Origin of the sequence: Streptomyces sp. NBC_00237 (genome assembly GCF_026342435.1) — a bacterium.
Taxonomy (GTDB): Bacteria; Actinomycetota; Actinomycetes; order Streptomycetales; family Streptomycetaceae; genus Streptomyces.
Genome location: NZ_JAPEMT010000007.1, coordinates 25,370 through 43,782, shown reverse-complemented (window position 1 = coordinate 43,782; position 18,413 = coordinate 25,370). Strand labels below are relative to the sequence as shown.

The following is an 18,413-nucleotide window of genomic DNA, read 5'->3' as shown; positions in this document are numbered from 1 at the left end:
CCGCGAGTCAGAACGTCTCGACAGAAAGAGGGGCGGACCGCGTCATGTGACGCGGTCCGCCCCTCTTTCACGCAAGGCGAGATCAGGAAGCACCCACGCCTGTCTCCAACCTGACGGTTCCTCCGACCATCCGCCCGTCTCGCAGGGCAGCAGCGTAGGCCCGATAAGGTGGCTGGTCAGCATAAATGTCCTCATGGGACAGGCTGCCGAACAGTAGTGTCACAGCTCGTGCGGGGGCTGCCAGGCGCAACCAGGGCGGCGGCACCACGACGTAACCCCGGAGGTGCACCCGCGCTTCCGACTGCACCCTAACGAGACCTTCCGAGCCGAGGGCGATGCGCCAGCCAGGACTGTCCGGGGCGGCCTTGCCCAATCCTGGCAACTCGTGCAGACCTTCCGAGACCAGCTGCCTCACTACCGGGTCGTAAGTCTGCCCGCCCTCGGTGACTGCCACCTGCTCCACGAAGGCAAGCAGCAGGGCGGGCTTGGTGCCGTCCACCGTGGGCAGGCCGATGGCGCGAGGGACCAGTTCGGTCTCCTCCGTGAGGGCCAGGGCTCCCGGGCCGTAGTCCCGTACCTGCGAGTCCGCACAGCGATGGTGTGCGACTCCCAGATGGGACAGGCCGGGGCTGCGACGCAGCACGACGACGGCGGGCTCCGTCCTGGCGTCCCCTGCGGTCCCGCACTCCACGCACTCGAACGCAGTGATGCGGCTCTGGAACTGCGCGGCCTGGTCCAGGCCCACTTGGTCGATGACGTCGGAGGCGATGGTGACGCTGGTGGTCATCTGGTCAGTCCTCCGGGTTCTGCCGTGCGCTGCTGACGATGTGCGACCAGGTCCCGGCAGCTCCACCGTGCTCGCGGGCGAGCTCGCCCGCGAGCCTGGCGGTGGACATGTCAGGGTTCGCCTTCAATGCCTTTCGGGCCTTCTCCAGCCGCTCGTCCCCGTCGTAGGGGTAGCGGCGCGTGGTCCCGGCCGTGCCAGCGGGGCGACCGCCACCGCCCCGCTCGCGGAGCTCGCCGTACGTCCAGATGTCCCCGCGGCGGTAGTAGCGCTTCACGCGGCCGCTGTCGGCCTCCTCCTCCCTGATGGGATCGGGCCAGTGCTTCGGCTTCCGGGTGGGGTACTTCGTGATGCTCGTGGGCTCCATGTTCAGCACCCGTGCAGCCTGCGAGAGCGTGATCTCGTCCTCGGCGTTGCCACTGCGGTCGATCGGCGTCCGCCACTCCTGGCCAGCCTGGTAGCCCTTGTACCAGCGGTCCCACTCCTTGGAGTTCCAGTACATGGTGTTCCCGACCGTCTTCTCCGGCTCGGGATGCTTGTTGTCCTCCCTCTCACGCCAGAGCAGTTCGAGCGTGCTCCGGCCCAGTCCTGTGCGCTCCTGCAGCTCAGCGCGGCTCTCCAGTCCCGCCGTGCCCGTGTGGTCCTTGTACCAGCGGCGCCAGTCGGCGTCGTACCAGGTCAGTTCCCGGCCGGCGGAGTCCGGGACGGGCTCGGGGTGCCCGTTCGCCTCCCGCTCTCGGTACAGCTTCTCCAGGTGGGTGATGCTCAGGTCGTGCTTGTCCGCGAGCTCCCTGCGGGTCGATACCCGGCGCCCGTTCAGAATGGCCATGAGGGAGTCCTCCGTTGTCTTTCCGTCTCGCGACGGGGCTTCAGTCGTCATTGCCCGCCCCCTGGTCGCGGTGGTGCTGGTCGTGGCCGGCGGTGCGGGGCAGGAGTACCACGCCGGACTCCGTCAGGCCGTGCTCGACCTCCGGCTCCTCGTCCGCGTCCTCCTCGACCTGGTCCTCGTCGCCCTGGTCGACCTTGTGCTTCCAGTTCATGACGCCGGACTCGATCGGCCTGGTGATCGTGTCGATGTCCTGGCTCTGGATGGTCGCTGCCCAGTCCTGGGCGCCGGGGGCGGTCTCGTCCGCAAGCTGGATGAACCAACCCCCGTCACTGGGGAGGGGGCCGTCCTCGATGCGGTAGAGCGGGCCGTGGTCGACACCGGCCGTGTTGCCCGCGTGCAGGGTGATCAGGTCGTCAAGGGCGGGGGCCGTGTGCAGCTCCGCGTCGTTTACCATCATGCGTAGATGCCTTCCTGGTATATGGGCTTTGTTGAAGGGCCTGGGGCTAGGGGGCTTCAGGACGGTCAGCACTACTGCCATTGGGCTGGCCGTCCGCCCCACTTCCTCCCGCGTCACCGCGGAAGAGTCGAGCATCGAACCTCTCGACTTCACTAATCGTGCCTTACTCGGTTACTGCCTGTCCAGTCGTTCGGCGGACATGGTCGAAGCGAACGACCGCACGACACCGACAGGCTGTTTCAAACCTGTCGGAATCCCTAATTATGCCCCCTCAAATCGGGGGGTACAAGCCACAAAATGCCAGCTCAACGGCTTGTCTGGACGGTTGGGACTACCCGCGTCCGGCTTCTCTTCATACCTACAGGACCGCCTCCGGCGGGGCCCTCACTCCCAAGGGGGCGGGGGCTCCGTCGTCGTGTGCGGGCCGTGGGTGGCTGGGGTGTGGGGGCGGCCGGGGTCTCCCCTCGGCCGGTCGGTCACCCGGAGGGCTACCCGGAACCCGGCGGGGCCGCCAGGCCGGGGCCGCTTCGCGGTCGCTTCGCGAGCCTGGCAACCCCACCGGAACCCGGGTACGGGCGGAGCCTGCCCGACCGACCGAGGGGAGCCCCCGCCCACCGGGCGGAGCCGTGGCGGACGCCGTCGACCAGGCTCAGGCCGGCGCGACACGGCACCGGGTCAGGTACGTCTCGACCTTGCCCTCCCGGACCGCGTTGCGCACAACCCGGCCGGTGACACGGAGACGCTGCCCTTCGTCGGGGAAGGGCTGAGCCATCGAGTCCCACGCGTATAGACGCCCGGCACCGTCGGTGAAACGGATACGGCGGCGCTCACCCCACTGGCTCGCGAGTGGGCTGACCTCCGTCACCGTGGCCGTGATCGACTCGCGGTCCTTCGCGGTCAACTGGCGCTGGGAATCGCGCAGATACATCGGAACCGCGGACGCCAACAGGCCGATGTCTCCGGGCGCCACGTCCCGCGCGACCGCGCGGGCCAGCTTGTGGCGGTAGTCGCTCGCGGCGGTGTCGCCTCGACGGCACCAGTCCCGGACGGCGGCGGCCGTGGCCGCGACGTCCTCGGCGGCTCGAAGGTGTTCGTGCAGCTGGTCCAGGTCCTCCCGGCCGGCGCCGCCCAGCAGAAGTGCGCGAACCTGCTCGGCGGTCGTCCAGCCCTCGCCCCGCTTGACGTACCCGGCCTGGACCGTCAGGGCGACGGCGTACTCCAGGACCTGGTCGACGTGGAGCCGAAGATCCGGCGGCACCTCTCCCGGCTCGTACGGCTCGACCGTCGTGCACCAGCGAATCAGGCGCCACAGATCGCGCAGGACGGCCACGGGGAGATTCGCGTACGGGCCCGCGCACGTCGTGCCCAACTGCATCGTGCTGCCGTCCTCGTGGCGGAGGAGATAGCTGGTCAGGGCCCCCCGCTCTCCGCAGGCGTCGCAGTGCGCGATCCGGTCGGCGGCCTCGTCCTCGTACGGGGGGAGTGCGGTGACAACGCTGCCCGCCGCCGGGTCGTGCTCGACCTGGGCGATGACGGTCCACCCCTCGAACTGCAGCAGGGGGAGCGTCACGGTGACGTCCTGGCTGGCCACGGTACCGATGGGAACGCCGTTGATGTCGGGCCACGGCATGGACTCGACAGGGCCGCGGGTGAGGTGGCAACCGCCTAGCCCGTGTGCCCGGGTCTGCCGGTCCGCCTGCTCGATCGCCTGCCGCAGGGTGGCCAGTTGATCGGTCCGGACGGGGAAGGTGAGGGACATGCTGGTCATGCGTTCTCCTGGGGGGCGGCGCGGCCCGGCCGTGCGGGACGGCCGGGCCGGCGGGTTGGTCAGTCGCGGTGGACCTGGCGGGTCCGCCCCCGCGGAGAGCGCGGTAAGCGCGGTGGGGCTCATCGCGGCTCCTCGTCGTTGAAGGTTCGGGGTCTGCCCGAAGGAACTGCCACACCTTCGGACATAGCTAATTCTGCCTTATGTAGGGGGCGGGGTCAACGCTGTTGTCCCTGCTCTGGGCCTACATCGTCAGGGTGCAGGTGTCGCACCCGCCGGTGGCGTGCACCAGCGGGGCGGACCCGGTACGGGCTTTGGACTCGTACGTCGGCGGCAGCCGGAGGGCGGCGTGCACGTCCCGTTCCATGCGCTCGAAGTCGGCGTTCTCCTCGACGCGGACGCCCGGGTCGGGAGCGTCGCGGCGGCGGGACTGCTCGATCAGCTCGGCCATCGTGATGTTCGGGTTGAAGGGGACCTGCCTGACCCGTTCGACCAATGCGCACAGCTCGGCAAGTCGGGGCCGGCGGGCGACTCCCAGCAGCAGATCGCGGTGGTTGGCCAGCGTGCAGGTCGAGCAGGAACAGCGGCTGGACCCCCGACGGTCCCGGGCGCCGGGGTGGGAGTCGTAGCACCAGTGGTACGGGACCTCTTCCGCGAGGGTCCACGCCCACACGTCGGCAGTGCTCACCTGGTGGGCTGGCAGCCACTCGTCCACCACGCGGTGGGAGTTGTCGGTCGTGCGGCGCCACACCTGCCGGTTGCGGCGGTCGCGGCTCTCCTCCGCCCTCAGGCCGAGGACGTTGGCGAACATCAGCGGGCCCTGGACCTCCTTGCGCATGGCTCGGACCTGCGAGGTGAACGCCCCGAACACCATTTTCGTCTTCCACGGCCCCGTGCAGGTGCGGGCCTGGCCCAGCCAGGGCCAATCCCCGCGCTCGGCGATGAACGTGAGCAGATCGAAGGGGACCGTGCGGCCGTCGACCTGCCGGGTGCGGCGGACCTCGATGTGCCGCTCCGGCGGGACGCCGAGGATCTGGCTGTGCTGGGCGGCGAGCTCGCTCGCGCTCGGCCACCGGACCCCGTCCACGGTGACGGCGGGCCACTCCATCGGGCCCAGGCTGGCGTGGGCGGTCCAGACGCGGTCGGCGACCCCGGCCCGGCGGGCGGCGTCCATCGCCTTGGCGCCCGCGATCACGCCGTCCTTCCCGCCGGACAGATTGATCACAATGCGGTGCCGGGTCGCGGCGAAAGCGACCGGATCGGTGTAACTCATCTTGCTCTCCTCGGTGTTGGGCGGGCTCCGGCCGTTCCGGAGCCCGCGGGGTGGATCAGGCGATGAGGGTCACGCCGCCGATCGTCTTGGCCCGGCGGATCAGCGGCTTTCCGCCCGTGGGGCGTGGGGGTTCGGGCGCGGGCAGCGGACGGAGCGGGTTCCAGCGGGTGCCGACGTCCCCGGTGTGCCGGGTCCATGCCTCCTCGAAGTGCTTTCGCTGCTTGTCGCGGACTCCGGCCGGCGCCGCGACGGCGAAGGCGGAGGCCGTCGGGAACCCGCCGTCGGCGGTGAGGTAGTGGGCCCGCTGGATGCCTGACGTCTCCCCGCGCTCCAGGGCGAGCCCGTGGCGGGCGGCGAACTGCCGGACCAGCTGCTCGGCGGTGCGGCGGTCGCCTTCCCAGACGGTCCGCACCGACCTCCAGGCGGGGCCCTTCTTCGCCGGTCCCCGGCATTCGCGGTGCCCGGGGCACCACGGCTCGAAGTCCTCACCGGTGGGGTGATCGGCCCGGCACTGCTCGGTCCGCGGCTGTCGGCACCACCACTTCGGTGACCGGCAGGACCGGCCGTGATGGGTGCGGCAGTCCGGCGTACGCGCCGCGTAGTAGATCCTCCGCACCTCGTAGACCGCGTACGGGGCTTGGTCCAACGACTCCTCGAAGGCGCTGAGCACGGGGTGGTTACGGCCGTCCTCGGTGAGCCTGCGGTACAGGCTGTCCGTCCCGTACAGGCTGGAGCGCTCGTTGAGCGCCATCGCGACGTGCTCCATCCTCATGACGTCCGCGGCGATGTGCGGATGGTCCCGCAGACGCGCTTCGTGGGCTTCCCTGCTCGCACACACGCCGCTGAAGGGGCACTGTGCGCAGTAGCTCTTCTTCACCGGCTCTCCGAGCCGTTCCAGGACGTACCGCTCGACGTCCGCCCGGTCTTGACGGGCCAGGATCAGGGGATAGAACGGTTCGCAGATGGTCCGGCCCGCGGCCCTGTTGTGCTCGCGCTGGATGCGGCTGTCCTTCTCCGCGCGCTTCAGCTCGCCGTAGTGGTAGCCGATCACCCGGCGGTAACTCGCACCGCCGAACTCGGCCTCTGTCCACTGGTCCAGGCACCAGCCCTTAAAGCGAATGCTGCACGTCCTCCGCCCGTTGGCGATCTGGGGGACGGTTCCGGCCTCCCGGAGCTCGTCGCTCAGGCACCACGGCCCCCGCGCGAAGATCCGTCGGGGAGATCGGCTGTCGTCCAGGACGACCACGCCGTCCGCGTCCTGGCGGCCAGCGCGGGCGACCTGTACCAGCCGGACCCCGGCCCGGCGGAGGCGCGGCAGGACCAGCCGGTCGACGTAGTCCAGGGTGTCCGGCCATTCGTCGCCGGTGACCGCGTGGATCACGATCAAGTCGGAGAGGTCGGTGGCCAGTCCGTAGCGCTCGGGGTGGTCCAGGAACTCGATCAGGATGGCCGTGCTGTCGGCTCCGAGTCCGTAGCTCAGCACGGTCATGCCGGAGGACCGGCCGAACGTGGTCCGTTCCGAGGGCTCGGGCAGGTCAAAGAGGGCTGCGGGCGGGGCAGTTGCGGGCACGGGGAGTTGATTCCTCGGGTCGGGTGGCTTCGCGCCGGCGGACGGCGGCGCTCGTGGCGGGCGACTCGATCGCCGCCCTGTCGCCGGGGGCACGGGCGTAGGCCCGTGCCCCCGGTGCAGGTCAGCCCTTCTGCGGGGGCTTGACGATGTCCCGCATCACCGCGGCGCGGGTCGGCGCCGCCGGGCAGGGACCGAGCAGCCGGGTGAGGTGAGCGCGCAGGGCCTCGATGTCACCGGCCTTGCGGGCGCGGTCGGCCTCGTCCAGGAGGCCGGTCACTGCCTCGCGTTCGGTCGGGTGGCCGGTCTCGCACGGGCACTGGGTGGGGCGCTTGCCCACCAGCTCGGCCACGCGGGCGGCCTGCTCCTCGAACGGGACCTTGCATCCCTCGTGCCGCCACGCGGGACGCGGCGTCGGGTCACCGTTCCGCCCGCGCAGGTGGCTCCACCAGCGGTTTCCGACCCAGCCGCAGATCAGATCCTTCATCTCGAACGGGTTGTCGGACCCGGGATAGCCATGCTTGGGGTCCCATGCCAGTTCATCGAGCCTGCCCAGGCAGATGCCCGCGCTCAGGATGTTGCGCCGGGTCGGCGCCATCCGCGGGTGCAGCCACGGGACGATGCCCTCCAGTGCCGCGTCACCGGCCTGTTCGGTCTCGGGAAGGGTGGCGCCGGACTGGGTGACGGTGTCCAGGTGGGCGGCGGCCTTGTCGCGGTTCTCGTGCTGGCTCTCCTCGACCTGGCCCAGCACACGCGCGTGCCAGTCGCCGTGCCAGCGGTAGATGTGACCGATCAGCTTCCCGTCGACCGTGACGGGGTACCGGCCGCCCATGGACCGGTCACCGATGCTGTACCGCTTCTTCGGGGTGTCGGGGGCGTCGTTCGTCGCCATCTCGTTGTCTCCCTGCGTTGAAGGTTCGGGTGGGGCTTCTGCCAAAGCCCCTGGTGGGGTGGGCCCGCCCGGCTGCCACCGGGCGGGCCCACCGGGGTTCTACCGGCGGCGGCGCTTGAGCAGTGCGCTCAGGCCAGGGGCGGAGGGGCGGGCGTTCTGCGGGTGCCATCCATCGCGGAGGAACGCGACGGGCCGGTTCTCGGGGTCACGGACGATGATCAGGTCCGGGCTCGTCGCGACGGTCTCGCCCCGGCGGGCAGCCCGGACCAGCAGGTCGCGCACCTCGTACCGGTCGGCGCTCTCGGGCTCGGCCATCGACTGGCCGGTGAACAGCTTGCTGCTCACCCACCGGGCGGCGAGGGGGATGGTGCGGGCCTCCGCGAGGGTGGGGGTGTGGTGGTCGAGCATCCCAGCGGGGACGGGGACGATCGTGGTGACCACCGTGCCGTCCGTGGCGTCGAGCAGCCGGACCAGTTCCGAGTCCGACGACTGACTGACGGTCAGCTCGTCCGACACGTCGGCCGCGCGGACGGTCCACCATGCCGCGTTGATGTCGGCGGCGGCCGTCACCAGCCGGGGGTGCCCCTCGGTCCACGCGTAGGTGGTGGCCAGATAGAGGGCGAATCCGCCGATCTCGCGCGGGGTCTCGGTCTTCAGCTCTGCGTACATCGTTGCTCCCGTGTTGAAGGTTCGGGTTGCCGGGAGGGACTGCCACCCCTTCCGACATCACTAATAATGCCTTATTTTGGGGTCAAAGTCCAGCCTTGGAGACCCTTTCGGCGAGTGATCTACATCACACGTTCCCGCAGGTCAGCGGCGATTTCTACCCCCACCCGCGCGGGCCTCGCCCGGCGGCCTCCGCCATGGCTCCGCCCGGTGGGCGGGGGCTCCCCTCGGTCGGTCGGGCAGCTCCGCCCAACCGCCGGTTCTGCGGGGGGTGCCAGGCTCGCGCTTGCGCGACCGCGAAGCGGCTCGGCCTGGCACCCCCCGCAGGTTCGGTGGTAGCCCTCCGGGTGACCGACCGGCCGAGGGGAGCCCCCGCCCACCCTCACCCCAGCCACCCACCGGACCTCAACTCGCCATGCACCCCAGCCCCTTGGGAGTGAAGGGCCCTCGCCGGAGGCGGTCATTCGTTCCTCGCCACCTCGTGCAGCCCGGACTCCGCCTCGGCCGGCGCGGACAGACCGGCGGTCCGCGCCAGCGGACCCGAACGGAAACAGCCGCCCCGCCAGGGGCGCCCGTTCGGCCCGACGAAGGAGGGCCCGGTCCGCGCCAGCGGACCCCCGGCCCCGAAGGGGCCAGAAAGAGGGGCCGCGCCGCCAGGCGCGTCCACGGCCCGGTGCCGACGGCACCGGCCGACGAAGGAGGCCGGGGCCGGCGAGCACGCACCGGGCCAAAACACCGCCGCCCCGCCAGGGGCGTCCGCTACCGCCGCGACGACGCCCCGCCCCCGGCCCGCTCGGCGGGGGCGGTGCGGCGTCGCGGCGGTCAGCTGGTGAAGGCGGCCCACTCCATGCCGCCCCTGGCGTACTTGAGACCGGCGCGCACTCGGAACGCCTCGTCGTCCGTGATCGCGCGGCTGATGCCCTGTTCACTCAGGAACGCATCGATGGCCTCCAGCGGCTCGTCCGAGTACCGGAAATTGTCGGTGGCGCCGTGGGTCGCCGTGAGCTCTTCCCGCGTCCAGAGCTGGACGGAGTAGGTCCGACGGTCCGGGTCGAAGATCGGCCGCAGCTCGGCGTCCTCGCCGTCGATCTCGACCCGCCGCAACTCCTCGAACAGCTCGTTGCGGCGCTTCTCGCAGTCCTCGGGACTCCACCCCTCGACGTAGACCCCGGACCTCTGAACGGGGTACTCCATCAGGGGGCTAATGCTGCTGTAGCTCCACGGGAAGTCTGCCTGCCGGAAGTTCACCCGGTAGCGGTCCCATTCCGTGCCTCCGGGCACACGGCCGCACCACATCGCCCCGACCCTGACACCGGCCTGGTGCTTGTACTGGTACAGGTGATCACCAGGCTGCACGTCGGCACCCTTCACCGTGATCGTCTTCAGGCGTGGGACCAGCCGGTACACCTCGGTCTCGTCCGCTGCGGTCCTCATCATGATCTCCTCTGTCGAAGGTGCGGGGCCCGCCAGGGGCGGGCCCGGCGGGCGGGGTGGCGTCAGGACCCGAACACCGCGTCAATGGCGTTCAGGAAGTGGAACGCGCAGGCCCGGATACGGACGGGGCGGCGGTCGGCGGGGTCCCGCTTGATCCACGGGTCCGCCTCGATGGCCACAGGCGCGGGCTGCGTGCAGCGGGGGTGGTCACATCGGCCTGGCCGTCCGGCCTTGGCCAGGGCGATGACGCGGTACGGATCGGCCAGGGCGACGTCGAATCCGAACGCGCTGCTGCGGGTCGCCGCTTCGTACGCGGCGCGCTTCTCGGCGTCGGCTCGGGCCTTCTCTGCGGCGACGGCTTCGTCGGCAGCAATGGCCTTCGTCAGGGTCTCGGCGGACGGGGAGGGGCGGCCTGCCACGGTGTGGGCCTTCAGGATTTCCCTGCGGCGACTGGCCAGCGTTTCGTCGTCCTCCCAGGGCTCACGGGTGGGCAGCACGCGACCGTGCATCCAGTTCCACCGGTCCACCATGTAGTTCAGAGCGATCTGCGGGGTGCGGACCTCGGCGACGAACTCCAGGTCGTGAAGAACGACGTCGTCCCACCACTCGGCGTGCGCCCGGCGGCCGTCGCTGAAGAAGACTCCGAGAAAGGCGTCCGTGTCGGCGAAGTAGACGTTGGCGGCCACGATGTCGCCGTGGTAGCCGTCCTCCTGGAGCACTTCGAGCAACCAGTCGTAGTGCCGGAGTTCCTTGGGGTGCATCGGGACCACGGTGAGGGGAACGTCCCGGCCCTCCGCGATCCGGGGGCCCTTGCGGTGGAAGGAGACGACTCCACCGGTGCGGTAGTAGGGGGTGCTGGTGATCATGTCGTCTCCCTGGTGTTGAAGGTTCGGGGTCTGTCGTCCGGGGCTGCCATCCCCTTCCGACATCACTAATTCTGCCTTATTGGAGTGCCTGAGTCCACCCGGAACGGGGGTCCGGCGGGGTGACCTGCATCACATCTTTCCGCAGGTCAGCGGCGGTTTCCGCCCCACCCGCGCGGGCCTTGCCCGGCGGCCTCCGCCACAACTCCGCCCGGTGGGCGGGGGCTCCCCTCGGTCGGTCGGGCAGCTCCGCCGTACCGCCGGTTCTGCGGGGGGTGCCAGGCTCGCGCTTGCGCGACCGCGAAGCGGCTCGGCCTGGCACCCCCCGCAGGTTCGGTGGTAGCCCGAAGGGTGCCCGTCCGGCCGAGGGGAGCCCCCGGCCACCCCCCAACCCCAGCCACTTCCCGGCCCGCACACACACGACGAGCCCCCACCCCCTTGGGAGTAAGGGCCCGCCGGAGGCGTCCATCTTTCTCACCACGACCAGGTGCAGCCCGGTGGCGGCACCGGCCGGCGCGGACAGACCGGCGGTCCGCGCCAGCGGACCCGAACGGATGCCGTCGCCCCGCCAGGGGCGTCCGTTCGGCCCGACGAAGGAGGGCCCGGTCCGCGCCAGCGGACCCCCGGCCCCGAAGGGGCCAGAAAGAGGGGCCGCGCCGCCAGGCGCGTCCACGGCCCGGTGCCGACGGCACCGGCCGACGAAGGAGGCCGGGGCCGGCGAGCACGCACCGGGCCACAACACCGCCACGCCGCCAGGCGTGCCCGCTACCGCCGCCGTACAGCACGACGCGGCCCGGCCCCGGCCGACTCGGCGGGGACGGGCCGCGTCGCGCGGCGGGTACTACTCGGCGGCGGACGCCTCGGCCGTCACGCAGCAGGTGAGCGGGACGCCGTGGAGGTCGTAGTTCGTGACGCCGGGGGCGACGAAGAACTTACGGCTTCCGTTGTAGCGCAGGACGTCCGTGCTGTCCGCGTCGAGCGTCACGGTGGCACGCGGCTTGCCGCGACGGGGGCGGTCGACCTCGGAGACGATCCCCTTAAGGCCGTTGAGGTACGCGGGGGAGAGCTTGGCAAGCTCCACCGTGGCCCCCTTCGTCACCGTCGCGGCGGCAACGGTCTCCGCCTTGATGCGGTCGCCCCGGCGTCGGGTGTTGACGGCCTCGATGATGTGCTCCAGCGCTGCGTCGTCGGCGTCACCGACGATGAAAGCGGTCATCTGCTCAAGGGTCGTGGTCATGTGAACTCCTGTTGAAGGTTTGGGTGCTGGACCGGGGGAGAGCTGCCTCTCTCCCTCCGGCGGGTCAGGCAGTGCTGCTGGTGAGTCGGCTGACTGCCTCCTGGAAGGTCTCGGCGGAGAACATGACGTCGGGCCACTGAACGGACGCCTCGCGGCCGTCGCTGTACTCGATCCCCCACGCCAGGGAGTCGCCTTCGGCGGCCGGACCGGCGACCTGGGCGGGCTCCCATCCGGCGAAGCGTCGGCGGGGGTCTCGGGCATCCGGCACCCACTTGCGGACCCTGACGGGTAGACCGGCCACGGCGGTTGCGATGCGGGCCGCTTCATCTGCGTATGACATGCAGTCTCCCGGTGTTGAAGGTTCGGGCTGTTGCCGGGAGGGGCTGCCATCCCCTCCCGGCAATGCTAATTCTGCCTTATTCGAGAGACTGCGTCAACGTTGTGACGTGCGTGTTTCTAGCTTCCCCACCACACGCGTTGTCCACCCATCAGCAGCTCCGCCGGGAGGACTCCCGCACTGTTGAGTAGATCCGGCGACGCCTCGTCCAGGTCGACCGACAGGCGCATACGGGCTTCGCCGTCTGGGTCCAGCACGACGTATACCGACACCTGCACTCCGCCCAGCGTGATCATGGGAACTTCTCCGGCCCCGTCCGCCTCCGGCGCGTGCACGGGGTGGACGCGGGATTCCGCGTGCAGTCGCTCGACGTCCTCTTGCCGCACGGGTTACGCCTCCTGCGCGATCTCGTCCGCCCTGTATCCGGCCGACTTGACCATGCCGGGCCAGACGACCATGGCCAGCCGGTCGCCGGTGAAGGGGTCGGTGCCGTATCCGGTGACGGTTCCGAGGATCAGGGGAAGCGTGCGGTGCCGCACGGTGCTGGTGCGGGGGTGGGCCTCCTCGATGGCGGGGGCCTGGGGCTGGGCTGCTTCGGTGTTCACGTCTACCTCTCGGGGAGTGGGGGCCGGTGCCGACTGGCACCGGCCCGGGGGCTGTCAGGCTTCGGCGCGGTCGAGCGCGTGACGGGTGCCGTCGCAGCAGGGGCAGACATCCCCGATCAGCTGCGCGAGGCTGCGGCCGACCGTGATCGCCCGTACGGCGCTGGTCTTCACGGGCGGGTTCTTCGGGTCGGCGGTGATCCATCCGGCGGACGGCGGGACCAGCAGGGGGCCCGGCGGCACTCGGAGGATGCGGGCGGCGACGTGGGAGGCGGCTGCCGCCTCGGCCTCGACCTGCTCGGCGTCGACTCCGCCCGTGGACTCGATGGCGGTCCGGGCGACCTTCAGCAGCAGGGCCCGGGAGGCGTCCTCCGGGTCGATCGCCTCGGCGGGCACCCCGTTGACCAGAAAGGCGCGGTGGTCCCCTTGGGCGGTCAGAGCGGCGATCAGCCGGTTACGGATCACCTGGGCAGGGCTGCCGGAGAGCGGGCGGGGCTTGACCGGCGGGCCGTCGGTCTGCGAGATGTCGAAGACCGCGTTCGAGACCCACCCACGCGCCGGTGCCTCGTCCTGCTGTTCGGGGTCGTCCAGCGTCGACGGCTCGTCCCCCCGCCGCCCTCGCATGGGCCCCCAGATCCGGATGCCGGTCTCGTCCTTGCGAACCTGCCGCCCCTCGTCCTGCCATGCCTTGTAGCCGAGTACGCGCGTCGCCTCCGGGGCCTGGAGGCCGATGGCGATGGCGTTGACAGGTCCGCGGTGGTTCAGATGGACGGCTCCCGCCCTCATGACCGCCGCCCACACGTCGCGGCGCCCCATAGCTGCGTATCCGGCCTGGAGAAGATCCGCCAGTTCGGCGGTGCGCTGCCTGCCGAGTTCTCGCCGGGCTTCCGGCGCGAGCTTCCTGTACCCCATCGGGTTTGTCCTTTTGCGTTGAAGGTTCGGGCCTGTCGTCCGGGGCTGCCATCCCCTTCCGACATCACTAATTCTGCCTTATCTGAGTGCCTGAGTCCACCTGAAACGGCGGTCCAGCGGGGTGATCTGGATCACACATTTCCGCAGGTCAGCGGCGGTTTCCGCCCTACCCGCGCGGGCCTCGCCCGGCGGCCTCCGCCACAACTCCGCCCGGTGGGCGGGGGCTCCCCTCGGTTGGCCGGGCAGCTCCGCCCAACCGCCGGTTCTGCGGGGGGTGCCAGGCTCGCGAAGCGACCGCGAAGCGGCTCGGCCTGGCACCCCCCGCAGGTTCGGTGGTAGCCCGAAGGGTGACCGGTCGGCCGAGGGGAGCCCCCGCCCACCCCTCCACCCCAGCCACCCACCGGGCCGTACTCGGCGTACCGCCCCCGCACCCCTTGGGCAGGCCCGGCGCCCGCCGGAGGCATTGATGTTCGCCTCGACCGGCCACCTGGTGCAGCCCGGTAGCGGCACCGGCCAGCGCGAACGGTCCCGGCGGTCCGCGCCAGCGGACCCGAACGGAAACAGCCGCCCCGCCAGGGGCGTCCGTTCGGCCCGACGAAGGAGGGCCCGGTCCGCGCCAGCGGACCCCGGCCGCCCCGCGGCCGGACAAAGGGGTCGCGCCGCCAGGCGCGTCCACGGCCCGGTGCCGCCGGCACCGGCCGACGAAGGAGGCCGGGGCCGGCGAGCACGCACCGGGCCACCAACACCGCCACGCCGCCAGGCGTGCCCGCTACCGCCGTGGCGCACGACGACCCCGCCCTGCCCCGGCCAGCTCAACTGGGGCAGGGCAGGACGGCAGCAGAGAGGCCGTCTCAGAACAGCGCCGCTTCCACGTACTCGTACGTGGCCGCCGTCGGCTTGGGCACGGCGGCACGCGGGGTGGACACGGAGCGCGGGGCGGGGACCGGCAACAGCCCCTCTTCCGCGTCCTCGAAGTCAGCGAACACCACCTCTGTGCGCGGGCTGACACCTCGCCACCCGTCCGCGTAGGCGGACGTGTCGATGCCCACGCGGGACGACAGGGTGAATCCGGTCTCCCGGTGGAAGCGCTCGTACACCGTGCTGCGCTGCTCCTCGTAGTAGGGGACGCCCGAGACCTTGAACGGGGCGGAAAGCTGCGGCACGAGGAACACGCCCTTCCGTGCGAGGGTCGACGCGATGTCGATGACGTGGAACTCGAAGTTCGGGCCCCGGTACCTCGGACCGTTCCCGCTCCGCTCCACTCGACCGAAGGGGGGGTTGGCTACCGCGTAGTCGAACCGCCCCAGGATCTTCGGGTCCAGGGTGAGAACGTCCGCACAGATCCAGCGGGCTTCGGGCACGACCTTCCGCCCGACCTCGACGTACGCGGGGTTTCTCTCGACGCACACCACCTCGCGCGGCGGCCTCCCCTCGAACCGCCGGTGCCACTTGTCCTGTACGGCCCAAGCCAGTCGACCGATGCCCGCGCACAGGTCGATGACCCGCTCTCCGTTCACCTCCAGCCGGAGGTCGAGCGCCAGATCCTCCGGGGTGAAGAACGCGCCGTCCAGGCTGTTGCTGGTCGTGCTGGACTCCTGCCAGTGGTCGAGCACGGTTTCCCGCTCCTCTTCCGTCAGGTCGCGGGTCAGCTTGACCAGCCGCGACGCCTCGCGGTGCAGTCGCTCTTGCTCCTTGGTCAGCTTCGCCATCTCGCTCTCCCTGGTGTTGAAGGTTCGGGGTCTGCCGTCCGGGGCTGCCATCCCCTTCCGACATCACTAATTCTGCCTTATTTACGGGTCCGGGTCCACCTGAAAAGGGGGTCCGGCGGGGTGATCTGGATCACACATTTCCGCAGTTCAGGGGCGGTTCCCGCCCCACCGGCGGCGGCCTGGTCGACGGCATCCGCCACGGCTCCGCCCGGTGGGCGGGGGCTCCCCTCGGTCGGTCGGGCAGGCTCCGCCCGTACCCGGGTTCCGGCGGGGTTGCCAGGCTCGCGAAGCGACCGCGAAGCGGCCCCGGCCTGGCGGCCCCGCCGGGTTCCGGGTAGCCCTCCGGGTGACCGACCGGCCGAGGGGAGACCCCGGCCACCCCCACACCCCAGCCACCCACCGGGTGCCCAACTCGTCGCGCGGCCAAGCCCCTTGGGAGTAAGGGCCCCCGCCGGAGGCGGTCCTTCGCCACCACCAGGTGCACCCCGGTGGTGGCGTCGATGGGTTCGGTCGGTCCGCGTAGCGGGCCCGCACCGCGGAGCGGGGTGTCCCTCGCCGTCGTCGCGGAGCGACGGCACCCGCGCGAAGCGCGCACTGCTGACCGGTCCAGCGCAGCGGACCCCGTGCGGTGCGGAGCTCCGCACCTCGGGGCGAAGCGCCGACACTGCCACGGCCCGCGGAGCGGGCCGCACCGCTGCTGGTGCCGGAGGCACCGGCACTCGTCCGCCGGAGGCGGACCAACTCCCCGACGACCAGGTGCAGCCCGGACTCCGCCTCGGCCGGCGCGGACAGACCGGCGGTCCGCGCCAGCGGACCCGAACGGAAACAGCCACGCCGCCAGGCGTGTCCGTTCGGCCCGACGAAGGAGGGCCCGGTCCGCGCCAGCGGACCCCCGGCCCCGAAGGGGCCAGAAAGAGGGGCCGCGCCGCCAGGCGCGTCCACGGCCCGGTGCCGACGGCACCGGCCGACGAAGGAGGCCGGGGCCGGCGAGCACGCACCGGGCCACAACACCGCCACGCCGCCAGGCGTGCCCGCTACCGCCGCCGCGCACGGCGACACCGCTCGGATGCCGGTGCGGCCGTGCGCGGTGCCGGGAGGGGACTCCCCCTCCCGGCCTGCGGTCACTTCGAGTTGAGCTGTTCCTGTCCCGTCTCCTTCGCCTTCTCGACGGAGACCTTCGCCGCGTGCTCGGTGCCGTCGTACTCCTGGCCGTCGATGATGGCCTGCTCGATCGGCGTGACCGAGTGGCCCAGCTGAACCAGCATCGAGAGGTACGCGCCGATCCGCTTCCGCGTGTTGCTGCTCAGACCCTGACGGTCCGTGCGCCAGGGCCGGTTGTCCTTGTGGCCGGTCGTCTTCTCGTACGACGCGACGCAGGCCATGAACGGGAACAGCGCCAGGCGGCGGGCGTCCGCCTGCGCCACGATCTCGGCCGTCATCGTGTTCGCCCGGGAGGCGTCCGCGATGCCGAGCCATTCGCGGACCATGCGGGTCCCGTCCTCGCTGGTGATGTCACCGATGCCGAGATCGTCGCCGCGCAGGGTCGACTCCGCGACGAACCGCGCCATGATCACCTGCGCGTCGCGCGGGAACGTCTTGCGGGTCATCCAGGTGTTCAGCCACTCGCGGCGGGCTGCGGTGGCGGCCTTGTAGTGCTTGTTCCCCTGGATGATGCGCTGGCGGGCCTCCTTGTCCTCTGCCTTGGTGGTCGCCGTGGTGCTGCCGGGCGACTGGTAGACGGCGTGGTCGTAAAGGGCAGGCTTCAGGCAGTACGTCACCCAGTGGGAGCCGTACTCCGCCGGGGCCACGACGTGCCCCCGGCACGCCTTGTGCTCCTCCTCGCTGATCGTCTTCGCGCCGTCGTGGGTCCGCAGTTCGTGAATCCGGGTAGCGCTGTCCGGCAGGGCCTCGTACTCGTCAATGACGGTCAGCCCGGCGGCGACGGCCTCGGCCCGCTCCTTGGCCAGCCGCGCCGCCTCCTCCCGGTCGTCGCGGAGCCTGCGCAGACGGTAGGCGAAGTTATTGCCCTGCGCTGCCTGGGTCAGCTCGGCCAGGGCCTCCGGGTCGTCCTCGAACTCGGCCAGCGCTTCGAGCTGGTCGAGCGTCCAGGCGTACTGGACGGCCTGGGCCGCTTCCATCGTCTTGGCCGCGCGTCCCACCTGCACGGCGGTCTTCACGTCCTTCTGCGTCCACCCGGTCTCGGTCGCGATGGCCTTGACCCCGGCCCCCAACTCGCTCGCCTGGAAGAGGGCGGCGGCCTTCTCGCGCGTGTTCAGGCCGACCCGCTGTTCGGCGGTGGTGACCATGTCCACGTACTGCCCGGCCTCGTCCTCGGCCCGGCTGTCGTCGATCACGACGGGGACGGTCTCCCACTTGTCCTCGATCATGACCAGCAGGCGGCGGTGACCGTCGATCACCTTGTACGTGCCGTCCGCCTGCGGGGTCACCAGCAGCGGCGTCCGCAGCTTCTTGCGGAGGCTCCGGCGGAATCGGTCGTGGACCGCCAGGTCCTCACGGACGTTGCCGGGGTGGGCGGTGAGCTGGGAAAGCGGAACGTCCTCGAATCGGAAGGGGGTCTGGATGGTCTGCTCGACGGTCTCGGTCGTCACGTCGTCGTCCTTGGTGTTGAAGGTTCAGGGTCTGCCGTCCGGGGCTGCCATCCCCTTCCGACATCACTAATTCTGCCTTATTTGAGTGCCTGAGTCCACCCGGAACAGCCCTCCGAACGGGTGACCTGCATCACATCTTTCCGCAGGTCAGCGGCGGTTTCCGCCCCACCCGCGCGGGCCTCGCCCGGCGGCCTCCGCCACAACTCCGCCCGGTGGGCGGGGGCTCCCCTCGGTCGGTCGGGCAGCTCCGCCGTACCGCCGGTTCTGCGGGGGGTGCCAGGCTCGCGAAGCGACCGCGAAGCGGCTCGGCCTGGCACCCCCCGCAGGTTCGGTGGTAGCCCGAAGGGTGACCGACCGACCGAGGGGAGCCCCCGCCCACCCCTCCACCCCAGCCACTTCCCGGGCCTCAACTCGCCTTGCGCCCCGGCCCCTTGGGAGTAAGGGCCCCCGCTGGAGGCGTCTCACTCCACGCGGCCG

General features: G+C 71.1%; 17 protein-coding genes. All 17 read right to left on the bottom strand.

From position 1 onward, the window contains the following. Positions 1-82 precede the first annotated feature (82 nt). The 17 genes from OG897_RS39615 to OG897_RS39535 all read right to left on the bottom strand — a co-directional run bounded on the left by OG897_RS39615 (position 83) and on the right by OG897_RS39535 (position 17,936). A complete protein-coding gene (locus OG897_RS39615; protein ID WP_266665151.1) occupies positions 83-787 on the bottom strand; it encodes a hypothetical protein in 705 nt (234 codons plus the stop codon). 4 nt (positions 788-791) lie between these two features. After that, positions 792-1,613: a hypothetical protein gene (locus OG897_RS39610; protein WP_266665150.1), complete on the bottom strand. Its 822-nt coding sequence runs from the start codon at positions 1,611-1,613 to the stop codon at positions 792-794. Between the two features lie 40 nt (positions 1,614-1,653). Next, positions 1,654-2,070 (bottom strand): DUF6211 family protein, encoded by a 417-nt coding sequence (locus tag OG897_RS39605; RefSeq protein WP_266665148.1) that lies wholly within the window; start codon positions 2,068-2,070, stop codon positions 1,654-1,656. A gap of 649 nt (positions 2,071-2,719) precedes the next feature. Further along, complete coding sequence (locus tag OG897_RS39600) at positions 2,720-3,838, bottom strand: hypothetical protein (RefSeq protein WP_266665146.1); 1,119 nt, start codon at positions 3,836-3,838, stop codon at positions 2,720-2,722. Between the two features lie 241 nt (positions 3,839-4,079). After that, positions 4,080-5,108 carry a phosphoadenosine phosphosulfate reductase family protein gene (locus OG897_RS39595; RefSeq protein ID WP_266665144.1) on the bottom strand — a complete coding sequence of 343 codons (1,029 nt, stop codon included), beginning with the start codon at positions 5,106-5,108 and terminating at the stop codon, positions 4,080-4,082. A gap of 55 nt (positions 5,109-5,163) precedes the next feature. Next, positions 5,164-6,678, bottom strand: a complete 1,515-nt coding sequence (locus tag OG897_RS39590; protein ID WP_266665142.1) for a hypothetical protein — start codon at positions 6,676-6,678, stop codon at positions 5,164-5,166. A gap of 121 nt (positions 6,679-6,799) precedes the next feature. Continuing rightward, entirely contained in the window at positions 6,800-7,567 is a 768-nt protein-coding gene (locus tag OG897_RS39585) for a hypothetical protein (protein ID WP_266665140.1), read from the bottom strand. 99 nt (positions 7,568-7,666) lie between these two features. Further along, complete coding sequence (locus OG897_RS39580) at positions 7,667-8,236, bottom strand: hypothetical protein (protein WP_266665138.1); 570 nt, start codon at positions 8,234-8,236, stop codon at positions 7,667-7,669. Between the two features lie 819 nt (positions 8,237-9,055). Next, positions 9,056-9,670 carry a hypothetical protein gene (locus tag OG897_RS39575; protein ID WP_266665136.1) on the bottom strand — a complete coding sequence of 205 codons (615 nt, stop codon included), beginning with the start codon at positions 9,668-9,670 and terminating at the stop codon, positions 9,056-9,058. A gap of 59 nt (positions 9,671-9,729) precedes the next feature. Then, positions 9,730-10,533 carry a hypothetical protein gene (locus OG897_RS39570; RefSeq protein ID WP_266665134.1) on the bottom strand — a complete coding sequence of 268 codons (804 nt, stop codon included), beginning with the start codon at positions 10,531-10,533 and terminating at the stop codon, positions 9,730-9,732. Between the two features lie 838 nt (positions 10,534-11,371). Continuing rightward, the gene (locus OG897_RS39565) at positions 11,372-11,767 is read right to left on the bottom strand and encodes a hypothetical protein (RefSeq protein ID WP_266665132.1); all 396 of its coding nucleotides are present in this window, start codon (positions 11,765-11,767) and stop codon (positions 11,372-11,374) included. 64 nt (positions 11,768-11,831) lie between these two features. Further along, complete coding sequence (locus tag OG897_RS39560) at positions 11,832-12,107, bottom strand: hypothetical protein (RefSeq protein WP_266665130.1); 276 nt, start codon at positions 12,105-12,107, stop codon at positions 11,832-11,834. Positions 12,108-12,223: 116 nt separating this feature from the next. Next, on the bottom strand, positions 12,224-12,490 hold the full coding sequence (locus OG897_RS39555; RefSeq protein ID WP_266665128.1) for a hypothetical protein: 267 nt from the start codon (positions 12,488-12,490) through the stop codon (positions 12,224-12,226). Between the two features lie 3 nt (positions 12,491-12,493). Beyond that, complete coding sequence (locus tag OG897_RS39550) at positions 12,494-12,709, bottom strand: hypothetical protein (protein WP_266665126.1); 216 nt, start codon at positions 12,707-12,709, stop codon at positions 12,494-12,496. Positions 12,710-12,763: 54 nt separating this feature from the next. Next, positions 12,764-13,618, bottom strand: a complete 855-nt coding sequence (locus OG897_RS39545; RefSeq protein WP_266665124.1) for an ArdC family protein — start codon at positions 13,616-13,618, stop codon at positions 12,764-12,766. 851 nt (positions 13,619-14,469) lie between these two features. After that, complete coding sequence (locus OG897_RS39540) at positions 14,470-15,327, bottom strand: methyltransferase (protein ID WP_266665122.1); 858 nt, start codon at positions 15,325-15,327, stop codon at positions 14,470-14,472. Positions 15,328-16,448: 1,121 nt separating this feature from the next. Beyond that, positions 16,449-17,936, bottom strand: coding sequence for a ParB N-terminal domain-containing protein (locus OG897_RS39535; protein ID WP_266665120.1), 1,488 nt, complete (start codon positions 17,934-17,936; stop codon positions 16,449-16,451). Positions 17,937-18,413: the final 477 nt, after the last annotated feature.